Annotated in this window: 23 protein-coding genes and 2 pseudogenes; 16 read left to right on the top strand and 9 right to left on the bottom strand. The window is 43.3% G+C overall.

The window, feature by feature from the left end; genetic code table 11:
* Positions 1–93 precede the first annotated feature (93 nt).
* The 11 genes and pseudogenes from KUH03_RS08580 to KUH03_RS48380 all read left to right on the top strand — a co-directional run bounded on the left by KUH03_RS08580 (position 94) and on the right by KUH03_RS48380 (position 6,761).
* Positions 94–354 carry a hypothetical protein gene (locus KUH03_RS08580; protein ID WP_257092496.1) on the top strand — a complete coding sequence of 87 codons (261 nt, stop codon included), beginning with the start codon at positions 94–96 and terminating at the stop codon, positions 352–354.
* A complete protein-coding gene (locus tag KUH03_RS08575) occupies positions 351–692 on the top strand; it encodes a histidine kinase dimerization/phospho-acceptor domain-containing protein (RefSeq protein ID WP_257092494.1) in 342 nt (113 codons plus the stop codon). Before KUH03_RS08580 ends, KUH03_RS08575 begins: the two co-directional genes overlap by 4 nt.
* Before the next feature lie 32 nt (positions 693–724).
* On the top strand, positions 725–1,318 hold the full coding sequence (locus KUH03_RS08570; protein WP_257092492.1) for a sensor histidine kinase KdpD: 594 nt from the start codon (positions 725–727) through the stop codon (positions 1,316–1,318).
* A gap of 41 nt (positions 1,319–1,359) precedes the next feature.
* Positions 1,360–1,704 carry a hypothetical protein gene (locus KUH03_RS08565; RefSeq protein ID WP_257092490.1) on the top strand — a complete coding sequence of 115 codons (345 nt, stop codon included), beginning with the start codon at positions 1,360–1,362 and terminating at the stop codon, positions 1,702–1,704.
* Positions 1,614–2,105 (top strand): TolC family protein, encoded by a 492-nt coding sequence (locus KUH03_RS08560; RefSeq protein WP_306429709.1) that lies wholly within the window; start codon positions 1,614–1,616, stop codon positions 2,103–2,105. Before KUH03_RS08565 ends, KUH03_RS08560 begins: the two co-directional genes overlap by 91 nt.
* Complete coding sequence (locus KUH03_RS08555; protein WP_257092488.1) at positions 2,036–2,563, top strand: TolC family protein; 528 nt, start codon at positions 2,036–2,038, stop codon at positions 2,561–2,563. Before KUH03_RS08560 ends, KUH03_RS08555 begins: the two co-directional genes overlap by 70 nt.
* Before the next feature lie 16 nt (positions 2,564–2,579).
* Positions 2,580–3,391 (top strand): annotated as a pseudogene (locus tag KUH03_RS08550) (efflux RND transporter periplasmic adaptor subunit).
* Positions 3,352–3,666, top strand: a complete 315-nt coding sequence (locus KUH03_RS08540) for a hypothetical protein (protein WP_257092483.1) — start codon at positions 3,352–3,354, stop codon at positions 3,664–3,666. The pseudogene KUH03_RS08550 and the gene KUH03_RS08540 overlap by 40 nt, the downstream one beginning before the upstream one ends.
* Before the next feature lies 1 nt (position 3,667).
* The gene (locus KUH03_RS08535; protein WP_257092481.1) at positions 3,668–4,207 is read left to right on the top strand and encodes an efflux RND transporter permease subunit; all 540 of its coding nucleotides are present in this window, start codon (positions 3,668–3,670) and stop codon (positions 4,205–4,207) included.
* Positions 4,191–4,583 carry an efflux RND transporter permease subunit gene (locus KUH03_RS08530; protein ID WP_257092471.1) on the top strand — a complete coding sequence of 131 codons (393 nt, stop codon included), beginning with the start codon at positions 4,191–4,193 and terminating at the stop codon, positions 4,581–4,583. Before KUH03_RS08535 ends, KUH03_RS08530 begins: the two co-directional genes overlap by 17 nt.
* Before the next feature lie 46 nt (positions 4,584–4,629).
* A pseudogene (locus KUH03_RS48380) lies at positions 4,630–6,761 on the top strand (efflux RND transporter permease subunit).
* Between the two features lie 93 nt (positions 6,762–6,854).
* Here the strand turns inward: KUH03_RS48380 and KUH03_RS08515 are convergent.
* The 6 genes from KUH03_RS08515 to KUH03_RS08490 form a co-directional block, all read right to left on the bottom strand.
* A complete protein-coding gene (locus KUH03_RS08515) occupies positions 6,855–7,181 on the bottom strand; it encodes a hypothetical protein (protein ID WP_257092467.1) in 327 nt (108 codons plus the stop codon).
* A gap of 168 nt (positions 7,182–7,349) precedes the next feature.
* A complete protein-coding gene (locus KUH03_RS08510) occupies positions 7,350–7,844 on the bottom strand; it encodes an ABC transporter permease (RefSeq protein ID WP_257092465.1) in 495 nt (164 codons plus the stop codon).
* Positions 7,807–8,808, bottom strand: coding sequence for an ABC transporter ATP-binding protein (locus tag KUH03_RS08505; RefSeq protein ID WP_257092464.1), 1,002 nt, complete (start codon positions 8,806–8,808; stop codon positions 7,807–7,809). The genes KUH03_RS08510 and KUH03_RS08505 overlap by 38 nt, the downstream gene beginning before the upstream one ends.
* A 123-nt stretch (positions 8,809–8,931) precedes the next feature.
* Positions 8,932–9,576, bottom strand: coding sequence for an NEW3 domain-containing protein (locus KUH03_RS08500; protein WP_257092463.1), 645 nt, complete (start codon positions 9,574–9,576; stop codon positions 8,932–8,934).
* A 318-nt stretch (positions 9,577–9,894) separates the two neighbouring features.
* A complete protein-coding gene (locus KUH03_RS08495; protein WP_257092461.1) occupies positions 9,895–10,185 on the bottom strand; it encodes a hypothetical protein in 291 nt (96 codons plus the stop codon).
* Between the two features lie 86 nt (positions 10,186–10,271).
* Positions 10,272–10,682 carry an Hsp20/alpha crystallin family protein gene (locus KUH03_RS08490; RefSeq protein ID WP_257092459.1) on the bottom strand — a complete coding sequence of 137 codons (411 nt, stop codon included), beginning with the start codon at positions 10,680–10,682 and terminating at the stop codon, positions 10,272–10,274.
* Between the two features lie 540 nt (positions 10,683–11,222).
* Between KUH03_RS08490 and KUH03_RS08485 the strand changes: the two genes are divergently transcribed.
* From KUH03_RS08485 to KUH03_RS08470, 4 genes are all read left to right on the top strand, one after another.
* A complete protein-coding gene (locus KUH03_RS08485) occupies positions 11,223–11,474 on the top strand; it encodes a hypothetical protein (protein WP_257092457.1) in 252 nt (83 codons plus the stop codon).
* On the top strand, positions 11,450–11,740 hold the full coding sequence (locus tag KUH03_RS08480; RefSeq protein WP_257092455.1) for a hypothetical protein: 291 nt from the start codon (positions 11,450–11,452) through the stop codon (positions 11,738–11,740). Before KUH03_RS08485 ends, KUH03_RS08480 begins: the two co-directional genes overlap by 25 nt.
* Positions 11,731–12,156: a hypothetical protein gene (locus KUH03_RS08475; protein ID WP_257092452.1), complete on the top strand. Its 426-nt coding sequence runs from the start codon at positions 11,731–11,733 to the stop codon at positions 12,154–12,156. Before KUH03_RS08480 ends, KUH03_RS08475 begins: the two co-directional genes overlap by 10 nt.
* 424 nt (positions 12,157–12,580) lie before the next feature.
* Positions 12,581–12,889 carry a hypothetical protein gene (locus KUH03_RS08470; RefSeq protein ID WP_257092450.1) on the top strand — a complete coding sequence of 103 codons (309 nt, stop codon included), beginning with the start codon at positions 12,581–12,583 and terminating at the stop codon, positions 12,887–12,889.
* Positions 12,890–13,126: 237 nt separating this feature from the next.
* Here KUH03_RS08470 and KUH03_RS08465 read toward each other — a convergent pair whose 3' ends face one another.
* Together KUH03_RS08465 and KUH03_RS08460 are read right to left on the bottom strand one after the other, a co-directional pair.
* Positions 13,127–14,332: a serine hydrolase gene (locus tag KUH03_RS08465; RefSeq protein WP_257092448.1), complete on the bottom strand. Its 1,206-nt coding sequence runs from the start codon at positions 14,330–14,332 to the stop codon at positions 13,127–13,129.
* 101 nt (positions 14,333–14,433) lie between these two features.
* Positions 14,434–15,063: a helix-turn-helix domain-containing protein gene (locus KUH03_RS08460; RefSeq protein ID WP_257092446.1), complete on the bottom strand. Its 630-nt coding sequence runs from the start codon at positions 15,061–15,063 to the stop codon at positions 14,434–14,436.
* A 478-nt stretch (positions 15,064–15,541) separates the two neighbouring features.
* Here KUH03_RS08460 and KUH03_RS08455 point away from each other — a divergent pair, with 478 nt between their 5' ends.
* Positions 15,542–16,084, top strand: coding sequence for a hypothetical protein (locus KUH03_RS08455; RefSeq protein ID WP_257092444.1), 543 nt, complete (start codon positions 15,542–15,544; stop codon positions 16,082–16,084).
* Positions 16,085–16,127: 43 nt separating this feature from the next.
* Here KUH03_RS08455 and KUH03_RS45590 read toward each other — a convergent pair whose 3' ends face one another.
* Positions 16,128–16,766 carry an AraC family transcriptional regulator gene (locus tag KUH03_RS45590; protein ID WP_306429518.1) on the bottom strand — a complete coding sequence of 213 codons (639 nt, stop codon included), beginning with the start codon at positions 16,764–16,766 and terminating at the stop codon, positions 16,128–16,130.
* Positions 16,767–16,811 lie beyond the last annotated feature (45 nt).

The raw sequence follows: 16,811 nt of genomic DNA, 5'->3' as shown, positions 1-16,811 counted from the left end.
AATCGCCGGTATCTATTACCTGGAGGCGGATGAACAGAGCCCCTAAAACATCTGGAGTCCAAAAATCAATATGAAAGTCTGGTCAAGCGGGCCATGGTAGCGGTCTATAATGCCGAAGGCCAAGTGAGCTATGGTGGTCTGAAATATGATAATCAAATCAGTAAAAGCTTGTTGACACAGCTGAAATCCCAAAAAACTGTTTATTTTAAAACGGAAGACAGCTTTTATTTTGGCCTGTATTATCCCGATAATCAGGGTGATTTTTTTGTCTTTGTCAAAGAGTCTAATACGGACTTTAATCAGCAGCTAAATCGCCTGCTTTTTATTCTCGTGCTCGTTTTCTGGTTGCCTTGATCAGCATTGTCTTGTTATCGGTCTGGCTGAGTAAATATGCTTATCTGCCCATCCGGAATGTCATTCAGGAAATCCAACATAAGGATTTAAATACTATCCAGGAGCCGTTGACGGTTATCAAAACAAAAGATGAGCTGCAGGACCTGATCGAAAGCTACAATGCGCTCCTGCGCCGGATCAGTGAAAACATGATTATCCGAAAGAATTTTGTGAGCTATGTATCCCATGAGTTTCGTACACCTCTCGCCGGTATTTTGGGGTCCATGGAGGTTTTGGAACAAAAGCCCGTAGCCAGGAGGAATATCAGGAACTGGCAGCGACAATCACCGAGCATGTAAATTTTCTAAATCACCTGATCGGAAATTTTCTATTGCTGACAGAAGATCAGGCTTTGAAGCGGTCGATGGAGGTCTTTCGCATCGATGAAGTGGTCTGGGACTTGGTACCTAAGTTTAAGCGGACATTTGCCGTACCCCTGAAAATCGAGCTACAGGTGGATGAACCACATTATTTTAATTTCCGGGGTAATCGCATGCTTGTGGCCTTGTCGATCTCCAACCTGATCGAAAACGCTCTTAAATATGCCAATGGTCAGGAAGTTCTGGTGCGTATGTCGACCCTCGATGAGCGTCTATCGCTAGAAATTATTGACCAGGGTATCGGTATTCCACGGGCAGAACTGGAGGCGGTGAAGCAGACCTTTTACCGTGGGTCGAATGTCGGAACTGTCAAAGGTAGTGGCATCGGTCTTTCCTTTGCGCAGATCGTGTTTAAAGACCAGGGGTGGACTTTGCTATTCGTTCCAATGACCTGGGAACAACCGTATCGCTGCTGTTTCCAAAATTCTAATCATTTTCTAATCTCTTCTAATCAAACTTTAATTTACCTTAAAGTTGCCTGTAATCCCTGTCTCTTAGTTTTGTGGAAATACAAAATAGAGTGGGAAAAATACGCATTACATTAGTTCTTCTTCTTGGCCTGAACAGCAGACTATTTGCACAGGAAATGCCCGAAAATCATCTGCAAAAATCAGAGATTGAGCAGGTATTCCTAACACATAACCTGTCCTTGATGGCGCAGCGTTTTCAGATGAAACAGGCTGAAGCAGCGGTACTGCAGGCCAAGCTGTGGCCCAACCCCAAGATCTCCATCGGTGAGGTCAACCTCTGGAAAAACTCTTCCAGTGAGGAGCTGCCAGCATTGATGGGAAATTACGGACGATACCAACAGGTGGAAATGGAACTGGAGCAGACGATTGAATTGGCCGGCAAAAAAAAAAACGGGTACAGCTGCAACTCCTTGAAAAGGAGAATGCGCAACTTCAGTTTGAGGAATTACTCCGCAACCTGAAATATGACCTCCGTAGCCAATGTCTGGAATTGCAGGTGCTGCAGGAAAAGGAGCGTCTCTATAGCAATCAGGTCGGAATCTTCCAGAAGCTGGCGCAGTCTTATCAAAATCAGTGGAAAGAAGGCAATGTCAGCGAAATGGATTACCTCAGGATCCAGAGTGAATCCATGGCTTTTGGGAATAAGCTGAATGAAATACAGCAGGAGAAAATAGCAAAAATGAACGATGTCGCACGTTATCTTGGGGCAAAGGAACGGCGCTTTCCATCGCGGATACCATCGGTAACCCTGCCTTTATTGCGAATAGACAAAACGAATGGAAAATCATGGCCATGGATAATCGAAGCGATTATAAAATCATTCACAATGAATTTAAGAAAGGGCAGGCCCAACTGGAAATAGAGAAAGCCGAGCGTGTGCCAAATCTGGAAGTCTCCGTGAATTATGATCGGGGCGGAAATATTATGCGCGATTTTATTGGACTGGGGCTTTCTATGGATCTGCCCCTATTTAATAGAAACCAAGGGAATATCAAGATCGCAAAACTGGAACTGGAAAAAAATAAGGTTGAAATCGAACAGTTTCGTATTGATATCGAACGGGAGATCGATTTTCTTTCCGCACGGCTAAGCAACTTGGAATCTAGCCTAAAAACGATGGATAAAGGGTTTGACGGTAAACTGGATGTTGCCCTGGAACGCTATGTCCGAAATTTCCAGGAACGTAGGCTGACCATTGTTGAGTTTATAGACTTTATCAATAATTATATGGAAAACAAAGAATCAATATTGGAACGCAGGGCTAAATATCTTCAGTATCGTGAAGAACTGACCTATTTGGTCGGAAAGGATATTGTCTAATGAAGGGTAATTTTTAATGCCACTGACGCTTTTGTCTATTTGCCTCCTGTGGGGCTGTCAGTCGGAGCAAAAGGAGGAAAAGCATGTCGTAGAGACAAAAGGCTTTTGCTTAAGTGATGATTTCAAACGCCATATCAAAATTGATTCGATCCAAAAGCGGGATGTGTCTGAACAGATCGCCTTAAACGGCGCAATTCAATACAACCAGGATGAGCTCGCTGCGCTGAAGAGTCCTATTCAGGGAATGGTGCAATCTGTCGCTGTTAAAATGGGTGATTATGTGGAGAAAGGGCAGGTGCTGGTATCACTCAAAGGCACCTCGGTCAATGACCTAGGAAAGGAACTCCGCGAGCTGGAAAACAATAGACGCCTGGCCGAAAGTAAGGTGAATAGTTTACGTAGCTTGCTCAAAGATGGCATGGCTTCCCAGCGTGAGCTGGAAGAGATGGAAAGCGAACTGAAATCTGTGCAGATCGGGATCCAGAACGTGAAGGCGAATATGAAATTGCTGAACGGATCCTCCGAGAATGGTGTTTTTTATATCCGTGCACCCAAAACTGGGTATATCGTAGACAAAAAGTAAGTCCGGGGATGACCGTAGGTGACGATACGGATCTACTGTCTATCAGTAACCTGAATGAGGTCTGGGTGACCGTCAATATTTACGCGAATAACTTACCCTTTGTCAAAAATGGCGCTCATGTGAGGATCACAACCTTGGCCTATAAAGGCGAATATTTTGAAGGCTATATTGACCAGGTGGCCAACTTTTTGATCCCGAAGAGCGGGTGGTCAAAGCACGCGTCAAGCTGCTCAATAAGGATTTGAGGTTGAAACCGGGCATGAGCGTGGATGTGTTGGTCGAGAAGGGATCCGCAGGGCAACAGCAACACTTGCTGGCAATCCCCAAAAACGCCATTATCTTGCATAATAACAAGAATTATGTCGTGATCTACAAAAGCGACTGTGATCTATCCGTAAGGACTGTTGATATCGTGTCGGAAAACGAAACCTATGCCTTTATCGAAACGGGGTTGGAGGAAGGGGACCGTGTGCTGACAGAAAATGAATTGATTGTATTTGATGAATTGATGAATAGATAGGATGAAGAAGGTTGTACAAAATATCGTTTCATTTTCATTGAAACATTCCCTAGTGGTTCTATTTTTTACGCTGGCTTTATTGTTCGGTGGAATTTACGCTTACCTGCATACCCCGATCGAAGCATTTCCAGATGTGACCAATACCCGTGTTCGGATCATCACACAATGGCCGGGACGCAGTGCCGAAGAAATTGAAAAATTTGTCACACTGCCCGTCACCAAGGAAATGAACACCATCCCCAAAAAGACGAATGTGCGGTCGATTTCCCTGTTTGGGCTCTCTGTGGTGACAGTGCAGTTTGAGGATGAGGTAGAAGACTTCTATGCGCAGCAATATGCGGGTAATAAGATGCGCTCCATTGAGCTGCCGGAAGGGGCCGAAAGTTCTATTGAACCGCCTTCGGGAGCCACAGGGGAAATCTTTCGCTATGTGGTCAAAAGTAACCTGCCGATCAAGGAGGTATCTGCTATTCAGGACTGGGTGATCGAACGGGAGCTTGTGGGGTGCCGGGGTGGCAGATGTCGTGAGCTTTGGTGGTGAAGAAAAGATCTATGAGATAAAGATCAATCCAACGGAACTGGCCAACTACAACCTTTCACCGTTGGATGTGTATGAGGCGGTATCGCGCTCAAATATCAATGTGGGTGGTGATGTAATCCAAAAAGGAAATCAGGCCTATGTCGTGCGTGGCGTGGGGCTGCTGGATAAAATAGATGATATTGGCAATATTTTGATCAAGGTGGTAGGCAACACACCTATCCTGGTCAAGCATGTGGCTGAAATAGAATTGGGTGCCAAACCGCGGCTTGGACAGGTGGGGCTCAACGAGGAAGATGACCTGGTACAGGGTATTGTCATTATGCTCCGGGGTGAAAATCCATCGGCAGTAGTGACACGCCTGAAAGAAAAAAATTGAGGAATTGAACGGCCGTATCTTACCGGAAAATGTCAAGATTGAACCGGTGATTGACCGCACAAAATTGGTCAACAACACAGTGCATACGGTGTCGAAAAACCTGATCGAGGGTGTTATCCTGGTTTCGATTATTGTCTTTATCTTTTTGAACAACTGGAAGACAACCTTTATTGTGGCCTCGGTGATTCCATTGGCCTTCCTGTTTGCGATCATCTTATTGAAAATTCAGGGCTTGCCGGCGAATCTGATTTCCATGGGCGCATTGGACTTTGGCCTATTGCTCGAGGGAACACTGGTGATCGTGGAGACGGTTTTTGTCTCCCTGGAAAAGGAGGCACACCGGCTGGGGACGGCCCGTTTCAATAAGGTCTCCAAGCTGGGTATCATTAAAAAGAGTGCAGGCTCGGTGGCAGGATATATCTTTTTTGCCTTATTGATCTTAATTGTTGCCCTGACGCCGATTTTCTCTTTTCAAAAGGTGGAAGGAAAGATGTTTTCACCTTTGGCCTTTACGCTTGGCTACGCCCTGCTGGGTTCTTTGGTCCTGAGTCTGACCTATGTTCCTGCAATGTGTAAATATCTGCTGAAGAAGAACATCAAAGAGGATGAAAATAAAATAACGCGGGTAAGCCGAAGGGTAATTTTTAAAGGATTTAAGAAAGCTTTTGATCATCCCAAATGGACCTTGGGGATTTTTGTCTTGGCATTGGTTGTCTGTATGGTGCGGTTTAGCTATTACGGTTCAGAATTTCTGCCAAAACTCAATGAAGGCGCCATTTATGTCCGGGCGACATTGCCAAATAGTGTCAACCTGGAGGAATCTGTCAAGCTAACAAAAACGATGAAAACAAAATTGATCAAGCAGTTTGACGAGATTGATTTTATTATGACACAGACGGGTAGACCCAATGATGGAACTGATCCTACGGGTTTTTTCAATATCGAATTTAATATTGAACTGAAGCCGGAGGGAGAGTGGAAGCGGAAAATATCGAAGGAAACATTGATCGGGCAGATGCGCGATAGCCTACAGACTTTCCCCGGCATAAATTTTGGCTTTAGTCAACCCATTCAGGACAATGTGGAGGAGTATGTGGCTGGTGTGAAAAGTCCGTTGGTAATCAAAATTTTTGGTGAGAACCTCCAGGATCTGGAGAATAAAGCCAACAAGTTTGCCGAATCACTTCAAAAGGTCGAGGGGATCACGGATATAAACGTGTTTAAAAATATCGGCTTACCCGAATTGCGGATTCAGCTGCATGACTCCAAGATGGCGAAGTATGGGGTATCGACCAAGGATGTGCAGTCGGTTATTGAGATGACCATCGGGGGCAATCGGTGACGCATTTTTACGACAATGAGCGCATCTTTGATGTCCGTCTCCGCTTCCAGAAGCAGTATCGCGATAGCCCTGAAAAGATCGGGAACATCATTATCCCCACGATGAACGATCAGAAAGTACCGTTGCGGGAAATAGCAACCATAGACTATCATACAGGACCAGCCTTTATCTATCGCGACGGAAATTCCCGCTATATCGGGGTTGGATTTAACATCGAAGGTCGGGATCTAGGCAGCACCATTGCGGATGCAAAAAAACAGATCGCGGCTGACGTTAAATTGCCCAAATCCTATAAGGTTGTCTGGGCCGGTGAGTTTGAAAGTAAAGAGCGGGCCACCAAACAGTTGATGCAGGTGGTCCCGGTTTCACTGTTATTGATCTTGCTTTTGCTCTATGCTAATTTTGGAAATCTAAAAGATACACTGATCTCCTCCCTGACACTTGCTTTTGCATTTATCGGTGGGTTTGTATCCCTGTGGATAACGGGGACCACATTTGGGATCTCGGCCGGTATTGGTTTTATTATTCTCTTTGGTGTCGCTACGATCGACGGAATTGTTTTAATCGGTGTCATGAAAGAAAACCTGTTAAACAAAATGGGCTTGATACCTGCAATTTACGAAGCCGTAAAAAGTCGGATCAGGCCGATCTTAATGATTGCGCTCATGGGCGCAATGGGCTTATTACCAGCGGCACTGTCCAACGGAATGGGGTCCGAAATTCAGAAACCATTGGCCATTATGATTGTCGGTGGGTTGATTATCTGTATGATTCTTTCATTCTCCATTCTGCCGATTGTTTTTTACTATGCCTATAAAAAGGAAAATAAAGATTAAGCACCCATTTTTTATTCATTATATACTTGATAAAGGTTGCCTGCTAATAAAGCAGTGCAGCCTTTGTTGTTTTATTGTATTCAAGAGATGCAATCAACTCCGTATTTCTCTCCGCATAAAGATGTAATAGGACCAGGCAAAGCAGACCATCATGGCTGCTGTGAGCCCACTAATCTGTGGCCAGACCATCAGGAAACTTTCCCGGAAAGAGAGAGGTGCGGGGATAGCACCGATCATCTGTTCCATGGAAATAGGACCTAAGCTACGAACGGATGGCATCAGTAAAGTGGTTGTCGCATCGGTATAAAGCTGGCTTGGCGATAAGCGAAGCAGGTTTAAGATCAATTCATTATAACGAATGTACTCCTGCTCCGAAATATAATTGGGATTGGGTAAAAACGGTCGGATGGCCAAATTCACCAGGATTGGAAAAATACGGTAAAAATAACCAGATGCCGATAGCGGTAAGTGCCGAAGTGGCTGGTTGACGAAAGCGGATCGACAGTAGGACGGAAAGACTCAGCCAGAAGGCAACATACAGCACACTGGTCAAGGTGAATCCAAAAATACGTAGCAATTCCTGGGGCTCTATCCGCACTCCCATACCAATGAGTCCGCCCCCATCATCAACATCACCAGCGAGACAAATAATGTACCGACAACGGCCAGCGGTGCTAGAAATTTGGCAAACAGGAGATTGTCGCGGTAAATTGGTTGCGCCAGCAGACGGGTGAGTGTCCCATTGTTATGCTCTGCATTGACGGCGTCAAAACCAAGAGCTATGCCCAATAATGGTGCTAAGAAGTTTAAAAAAACATGAAATGGTGGAATGGAATTATCTGTCGTAGTCAATAGCTTGAGATATAGAAACGACTGATCGGGATCGCCCGTATTGTTGACGGCGTCTTTGAGTCCCATGGATGAAACATACATGGATGCAGCAAAGGTTAGTACAATAAGTAAGATAAGTATAATAAAACGCCAGCTGCGGATATGTGCCGCTATTTCTTTGCGGACCAGCACCTGCATCGGACCGGATGGTCGGTTATTGATATCTTTTGAAGAAACCGTTGGATTTTTCATAGACAGTATTTGTTGTTATGCTATTCTCAAAATATGTATTATAGATATCGTCAAGCTGGTAGTCATTACGGTTTACAGCAACAATATCAGCACCATTGTTTACCAAAATACGTACAGCCATTGCTGTAGTATCGCTGTCGGTCTTTAATTCGATTGAAAGCCCGTTTATAGTTAGATTACGGAGTCCGGGTAGGACTTTTAATGCTTCTTCAAACCGTTTTGTATCGCCTTGGGAATGCCCAAGGCTAATGACTGTGCTGATGCCTTTCTGCTGTTGTAGGTTATTGGCCAGGCTTTCGATAGATCCTTGGACCAGTAACTTTCCACCAACAAAAATACCGACCCGATCGCATACACGTTGTACCTGATGGAGATGGTGTGATGAGAGCAGTACAGTCAGCTTATGCTCCCTACTGAGCTTCTGGATAAGTTCAAGGAATTCATCGACGCCCTTGGGGTCTATGCCCAACGTAGGCTCATCGAGAATAGCGACCTCAGGGGCTTTGATCAGCACTTCGGCTAATCCTAGACGTTGTTTCATCCCGCGGGAAAAAGCACCCGTTTTTTTATGTATTTCCCGTTCGAGTCCTACGACATACAACATATCTTTGGCCGCAGCTTGTGCATAGGGTTTTGTAAGCCCATTTAATTCTGCAACGAAGCATAAGTTTTCCAAAGCTGTCATATCCGGGTAGAAACCTACATTGTCAGGCAGATAACCAACTTTGCGCTTCACGGCTATCGGATTGCGGGTGGCATCATGGCCACAGACGTAAGCTGTACCGGCTGTGGGTTCGGTCAGGCCTAGCATCATAAGAATGCTGGTTGTCTTTCCGGCACCATTGGGACCGAGTAGACCAAAAATCTCTCCGGGATAAATATGCAGGTCCAACTTGTCTACGGCGGTTAACTTGTCGTAGTTTTTGGTCAGACCTGTCAATTTAATGATAGGATCCTTCATCATGATAATCTTTTTTGTCCCGACTTTATCTGCGGCCGTATTTACGGATGAGATAATACACCAAACCAATTGCCAATAGGATGACCAGCATGCCGATCCAGCCAGAAAGTAAAGAAGTCTTGACGATCATACGGAATGAAATGTCGGCGTTGCTGTTGGGAGACTTGATCTCGAATTTGGCCGCATAGTCACCGGAGATAGTCTTGTCGGGAACTTTAAGATTGACTTTGACATCGAGGACTTTCCTGCTTCGAGCTGTTTGATATTCGCAGGATCGAAGGTAGCCTCCCAGCGGCTGGGCAACTGGGAACTCAAATCCAATGCATTGAGTGGGAGAGTTCCCGTGTTTTTGACTTTAAGCAGAATTTCCTTGCTGCTGCCGGACACGACTTCGTCGCTTAGTCTCCCACTGGGGGTGCTCAGCTCTAGCGCATAGGAGCCTTTGACGACGGCCTCAAGATCGAGTGTTAGCGTATCCCGCGCAGATATGGCCTTCAAAGGTATTTTATATTTATTAGGTTTAGTGGTAATCGGACAGCTGATTTCAATGCTGATCTCCTGTGCTTTATTGGGCTGCATCTGTAGGGAGGTCACTTGCGACCCTTCTACGCGGTAACTTATCTGCCATCCATCGGGTAGCAGTGCGTTAAAGTTGTAATTAACCAATTGAGCAGATCCATTGGTCAAGGTCGTCGTATAACGAAAAGGTTCATTGCTAGGCGCTTCAATATTAACCAACCTCGCTTCGAAGCTGGATTTGAGCGGTTTCATGGTTTGACCAGTTAGATAGAGACTGTTTGCCAACACAAGAAGTGCGATAAAAAATGGCCTGAAATAAAAACGTCGGTCTGTGTTTGTAATTAGTAATTCTGTTAACATGATCCAATAACTAAAATTTATATTTAAATAGAATATTAGCTTTTAAAAAATGTCGGTTCGGGTATCAGGTACCTTTTTGAAAAAACCGCTCCCAAATTAAAAATCAATTTGATAAAAATCAAGAGTGAAAGAAAAAACGATTGTAAAAAAAATGTGCTTAAATAGTATGTATGCTGATCGTTTGCACTGCATAGCGGAGCGGACTGTTCATCAGTCGAAGTTTACTGACCGGAAGGTCTTCTTAATGATAATCTTCGTGTTTTCTGCCAATTCATCCAACGTACAATGGATCGATCTCAGCTGTGTTTTTGAATTTTCGTTATCATTGAGGAGAAGGTTGATGCGCAGAAGCCGGAGATCGGAGGCCTGAGGGTCCCCACGTAGTTCATCAAATAGTTCATGAACAATCTTTTCGCAACTGCTTCGGTCAAAACTGGCGATGGTCATATAACGTCCGCGGCAGTACATCTGCAATTCTATATAATAATTTGAGCGTTCCATATCCTGCATAAATGAAAAAATAGGTTAGCCTCCCGTGGGAGACTAACCAAGTTAAAGTTGCTATTTGGATCTTTAGGATATTTCGATCAGCCGTGGTTCTTTTTGTTTGGCTTCTTCTTTTTTGGTATTGTCAATCGTAGTACACCGTTTTCATAGCGTGCCTGAATATTATCCTGATCGACAACCTCCTTCTGGAGCTCGAAGCTACGCTGGAAAGATTGGTAGCTGAACTCCCGACGTGTATAGTTGTCCTGATGCTCCTCATTTTGTTCCTGCTTAACCGAAGATATGGTCAATAGGTTGCCGTCTAGCGTCACTTTGAAATCATCTTTGGCCATGCCCGGGGCAGCAACCTCAACTTCGAAAGTGTCTCCGTTTTCCTTGATGTTGACCGCAGGAACGGTGGTACTTGTCGATGAGTAATTTTTGTTGTCCCAGTTTAAAAGCTCACGGTTAAAATTATCAAACATGGGCGAAAAAGTGAAAAATTGTTCCAATTTCTTTTTGCAAGTTTCATAGTAACCTCCTTTTAATGAAGTATAACAATAAATTAAATCTGTCAGTCGGCCGACTGTATAAAATATCCCGCAAAAAAATACCGAGCTTAAAATACTGAAATTTTTGCATCAAAACTGCCAAATTTTACATGATAAACTGACAGTAAAATAGAACCTTTAGAATAAATTGGACTAATTGAAGCTTTTTTAAACTATTTCAACCTGAATGTTGTCCTTATACTAATCCATTTGATGGATAACTTAGTTATAAAGGTCAGGATTCTTGTATGTTCCTGGCCTTTTATATTCATTTTTACCTTTAAGGTTTAAATCAACTTTTGGTATATTTTACAATGAACAGCGAATTGTAAGCGGCCCTGCACGGATATTAAAGGGGCTTGCCAGCATACAGACTATCCCTATCTTTACGCTCAAATAGATCATAAAGAAAAAATGAACAGAAAAATAGTTATGTTGCTGTGCCTCCTAATATTTGCATGTTGTATGGGTAATCGCTTATTTGCACAAAAATTCTATCCCATGAACTTCCTTCTCACATTTACCGATGAGGGGATTCCAGAAAATGAGGTTGCCATATTAAATCCGATCTATCTACCCTCTGCTGGATTTGAGCGGGTAGGTGATACGCTTTATATAAATAAGCAAAATAAAGAACAGGTCATGTTGTCCACCAAACAATATGACAACAGGAATGAAGTGTTGCTAACCTATCGTACTGTTGCTGATCTGAAAATTTTTAGGAGCGTTTGCAGGAGTATCAGCCTAAGCTAGATCAGACCGACGCGCATACTTACCAAGCGACGTTTAAAAGTCTATTAATTAAGTTTATGATCACTGCGGATACGATAATAGACAATAAGCGGTTTCATAACATAAAATTCCTACTGGTCTATGACAAGGGGCTAAAATTCCCATTTTCTTCAGACAATTGTACCTTTCCGATGACGGAGACCTATCCGTTCCAAAATACGACCTGGTATTTTTCGGCCAAATATGATCGGTCATTATCGAGCTCGAATCCAATACTATGCAACTGATACTTGGTAAGGAAAAGACAGCCTACAAGATTGAATTCCTAGATGACATACATTTTAAAGTAACCTATACTGATCCAAAGAAAAAGGCGCATGTTTACCAGAGTACGTATAACAGTTACAAATCCGAAATCAGCTTTTATGCGAATAGTTATGAATGGGCGGACAAAGATAAAATGGGCAGGGCACTTGAAACCATGCCGGAGAAATATGCGGGAGCAGATTCTTTCTTTTATGACCCGAAGAATTTTGCTCGAGCTGCAGGCACAGCAAGGTACTTCCGGTTTATTTTTTCAAAATCCTATCGTTGGCTTTACCACATTAATGGAGGTTTAATGGAATTGAATACACAGGAGTTCAAAGAACAGGGAGATACGAAGATGATGACTGAAAGTATGCCTAGGCGTGAAGATAAATAAAAATAGAACGTTTATCTGGAAAACTTTCCTCCTTGTGCACTTGTTTAATTAGAGCAGGGCAACGCCGCTATTAAATCTAAATCGAGCCGAGTCCTGGAGCGCGTATAGATTTTGAAGGATTTTAAAAAAGTAATACGATGAGAAGGGAACAAATAGAACAATGGATTGCTGAAGGATATAATGTCCTGGAACATAAGAAACCCAAAGTCGTCCAAGGCGATCTCTGGGAATATCTAAATAATCACGATGGACATGGTACGGACGTTTATGCCTTATCCGAATTGGCGAAATGTGCTGACCACGAATTGCACCAGATCGAGTTGCGGAAATATGCTCAGGAATACGGTCAATTGGGGAGAAGCAGTTTCTGCGCAATGAGGCCATTCGAACGAAATCATTTGATAAGTACGAAGCATTCTTACGCTTGTTTTACCCGAATAGTGTCGAAAAAGAAGTCGAGGAAGCGAAATTTCTGGCCGAACGTGTGCGACAGGTTAATAAAGAGGAAATGGAACAATGGGTCACAGCCAACCATATTAATGTGCTGTTGTCCGATTTAAATTGCCTTGATGAGGATGCGATCGTGACCGGAATGGTCATACCTTCCGAAGAAGTGGTTAGCTACACCGATGGGGGACTGCAGGACACCATGGATTGCCATTTGACACCCATGGAGTTTTTTAGCCATACAAACGCTGCGCTGTACTGGATTGATCCTAAAGTAAAAGCTTAGATCACTCCACTGCCCCAAAGATCTGAACACGATTGATGAGCACTGCGTAATACTTTTTTTTGAATGGTCTAAGGTAGGGAGATCGGGATGCTTATTTAAGTCAAACGTAAATTTTAAATGTTACATCCGCCCAGGGTTAATATCGGATTTCTGCTCCATGGTTAGACTGATACCAATCTCTTGCAACAGAATCGGAAACAGAAGTCTATATTGCTTAAAGACAGTTTCTTTTGGACTTTAATCCGCTTGGTAACCGATAGGATAATACTGCTCCCATTTCCAAGGGGTAAAAGTATCGCCGATCAGCTGCGCAAGCAGGTCTTTAAACAACATGCTGCCATTGACGCTATTACAGATCATTATAATGGAGATACCACGGTCAATAAAATTAATATTGTAATTTTTCCAGGCGTCGTCACCACCTTCTTTAAAGAAGGCCCGACCATAGGGCGTGTTGAGCAATCCCCAACCTAGACCATAGGCAAGTTGAACCACTTCGTTTTCGTCTGTTGTTTCGCTGCTGATCGGTGGAAACTGTGTTTTGGAATATATGCGGATCTGCGGACGGATCATTTCCTCGAATATGTTTTCCTTGATTCCTTTACCCTGGACAACATATTCGATAAATCGCGCATAATCACTAATGGTCGTGACCATGGAACCACCGGCTACAGCAACAGTCTTTTTGCTTTTTACATTCTGTTGTTCATGATCATTGTGGCCTATAGCCAGATCATCACCAAAGCTATCGTGCCAAACATAGCCTGACTTGTACATGCCGATGGGGTTAAAAATCAGCTCGCTGGCCAGGTCGTCAAAAGTCTTGCCGCTTAGTTCCTCCAGCGCCAATTGGAGCAATTTAAAGCCCTCTCCGGAATAGGCATAGCGTGAACCAGGCTCAAAATAGATCTTGACAACACCAAGCGAGTCATAATCAGGATTGGCTGCCGTTGGATCATACCATTTTAGATTGGGAAAGCCTGTAGTATGGCTGAGACACATGCGCGCAGTGATTTTTTTCCATCGTTGGTCCCCCTTTAGTCCGACGAAATTCGGGTATTCGGGGATAGGCTTCCGGAGGTATTGATAGAGTGGTTTGTCTAGATCCAATAGATTACGGTCCACCAATTTCATACAAAGAAATCCGCAGACAGCCTTGCTGAAGGATGCTGCGTAGACAATGGATGCGGTATCGAGGAGTTCTGCGCGAAGTTTGTTCTTGTAGCCATAGGTTTTGAGGTAGACAGATTTTTTGTTGTTGAGGATCGCGAGACCGATTCCCGGTACTTTAGCCTCATTCATCAATGCGTTTACAGTGCTATCAATGACTCGTCCAGAAATAGTTGAACCGTCCAATCGGGTGACAACGCGACTTTGACTGATCGCTTGTCGGTTGCTACATAACAAACCGATCAGGGATATAAAAAGATAGATATTTTTCATGGCTTTTTTATTTCAAATATCTGCATAAGCCCATTGAGATCAGGACGACAGCTACACGACAACTATGCGACATGTCTTATTAAAGACCTAAAAACCTAAGATTAGTGGGATGGAAGCTTCAAAAATGGAATAGCGAGGGGGTATCGAGGGAGCTTGTTGTCGAGTGTACGGATGCCGTTGACAATGCAGCTGACAATGGCATAGAGATATGCAATTGAGAGCAGTGCGAAACCTACAGGAAAATAGAATACAAGCAACACAATCAACAGCATCAGCAGGGCACTCATGGTCAACTGGAAGTTAATGGATATCCGACCATGATAGTCATATAAGCGATTCCGATCCCTGTAATTGATCCAAAGAAATAGTGGAAGTAATAGATTGCAAAATGGAAATATAACTCCAGCGAGTGGCATAAAATGAAAAAAGCTTAGAATTCTGGTTTCTGCAGTTGCCTTGGTTTCTGACCTGTTGTTATTTTCGATCGTTGTAGTGGTTTCGAAGGTATCCGCCGGCGCTATATTTGCGGAAGTGGAATAAAGTTCCGCTATGGAAAGCCCTAGTGCCTGCGCAAGCTTCCGGACAGAATCGCCGTAGGGAATCACTTCACCTTTCTCAATACGTTGAATGGTGCGGCTGGTAAGACCAGACTGATCTGCCAGTTCTTGTTGTGTCAGTCCTCGCTCTAGTCTTATACTAGCTAGATCAAAAGTTTGCTTTCCTTTATCCATACCTCATCCATAGCGCCTCGGCTGTTGCTAATGGTAGTTAAATATAATCATATTTAGCCTACTTTAAAAGATATAGGACTGCTCAATCCCACTTTTCTATTGCTGATCACTTTTTTAGAAGAAAATAATGCATTAATATGTTAATTATAACCTTAATTGGATTATTTGGCATAATATCTGTTGCAATAACGGCGTATATCGAGTTAAAACAAAAAACAGATGATATGCCAATGACAACCAGAGAAAAAACCACCAAATAATATATAATGAGAGAGCCTCCGGATGGGGGCTTTTTTCTTGGCTTTATTCCTGCAGATTGTTTTCTCCTCCTAAATCGATCGCCTATCTAAAGAAAATTCAGAGGTTTTACGAAGAGAAAAAATGAAACGAATCGTAATCTTGATTGTGTTTTGGCCTGTTCTTTACTTTTTCCCTAACTTTAGTATAACAATTTATATTCTATAGGGTATAAACACAAATGTGGTTAATAGTTATGAAAAAGATCGAACTGATCCCACTTGTGGGGATTGATATTGAGAATTTAGGGGCAGTGGCTTTGGGCATGGGTCAAATGGAAGTGCAAGCTATTCTTGGACCGCCTTCGGATGCACTGGATGGCCAGTATTATTATGATGACCTCGAACTGAGGCTAGATTTCAATGATCATGGGAAACTTGAATTTATCGAAAGCATTAACGGACCATTTCCGGAAAAAACGGAGATTAGCATCTATGGACTGAACCCGTTTAAGGTGGAGGCCGAGGAACTGCTCAATATCCTCAGTGAAAAGAACAGTGGTCCCGTTGATGATTCCGAAGCGGGATACTGTTATACCTTTCTGAATAGTTCGGTCGGTGTCTGGCGACAGATGACCGAAGAGGATATTCAGGAAGACATCGAAGCAATAAAGGCTGAAGGTGAGTATGAAGATAATGTGGATATGCTGCTCGAAGACCTGGAAAAATCCAAATTCTTCTGGACAATCGGAATCGGCGTGAAAGGATATTATTCGGGTCAATAGAACAGCGGTTAGTAGCATTTTTAGCTTAAGGATTTATGTATACTTAATGCTGAGAAAAAATGAAGCAAAGCTGGTAGATGCGGATGAACTCGTTTTTTTGAAGACGGAATTTATTGAAATAACTGCCTAAACTCACAGGACTTTGTTGGGTGGTTTTCTTGAAGACTTTACTGAAAGATTGCGGGTGCTCAAATCCAAGTTCGTAAGCGATTTCACTGATTGACAAGGAGCTGGTGCTCAGACGAACTTTGGCATACTCAATCATTTTATGTTGGATATGCTGCTGCGTATTTTGTTGCGTGTAGACTCGGAGGACGCTGCCCAGATAATTGGGAGATAAGTTGAGTTGCTGCGCCAGAAAACTGACTGTTGGAACACCATGCTCCTGCAATTTGTCCCGGTCAAACTGCGCGGAAAGGAGCTGTTCAAATCGTATGACAAGTTCTTGGGTTGATTTTTTTCGGGTGATAAACTGACGCTCGTAAAAACGCTCGGCATAAATAAGCAACCGCTCTATCTGCTTAAGGATCAGCTCACGGCTGAATTTGTCAATATTAGACTGATACTCTTTTTCAATGTTCTGGAGAATATCCACGATAATCGCTTCTTCCTTATCCGAAAGAAAAAGGGCCTCGTTGACTTCATATTGAAAGAAATCGTATGTATGGATATGCTTTGCCAATTCGCTGTTCCAAAGAAAGTCCGGATGGATCAGGAGGATCCAGCC

This window comes from Sphingobacterium sp. E70 (genome assembly GCF_019285695.1).
Classification (GTDB): domain Bacteria; phylum Bacteroidota; class Bacteroidia; order Sphingobacteriales; family Sphingobacteriaceae; genus Sphingobacterium; species Sphingobacterium detergens.
The sequence above is the reverse complement of the archived record's forward strand: the minus strand, read 5'-3'. Positions and strand labels throughout refer to the sequence as shown.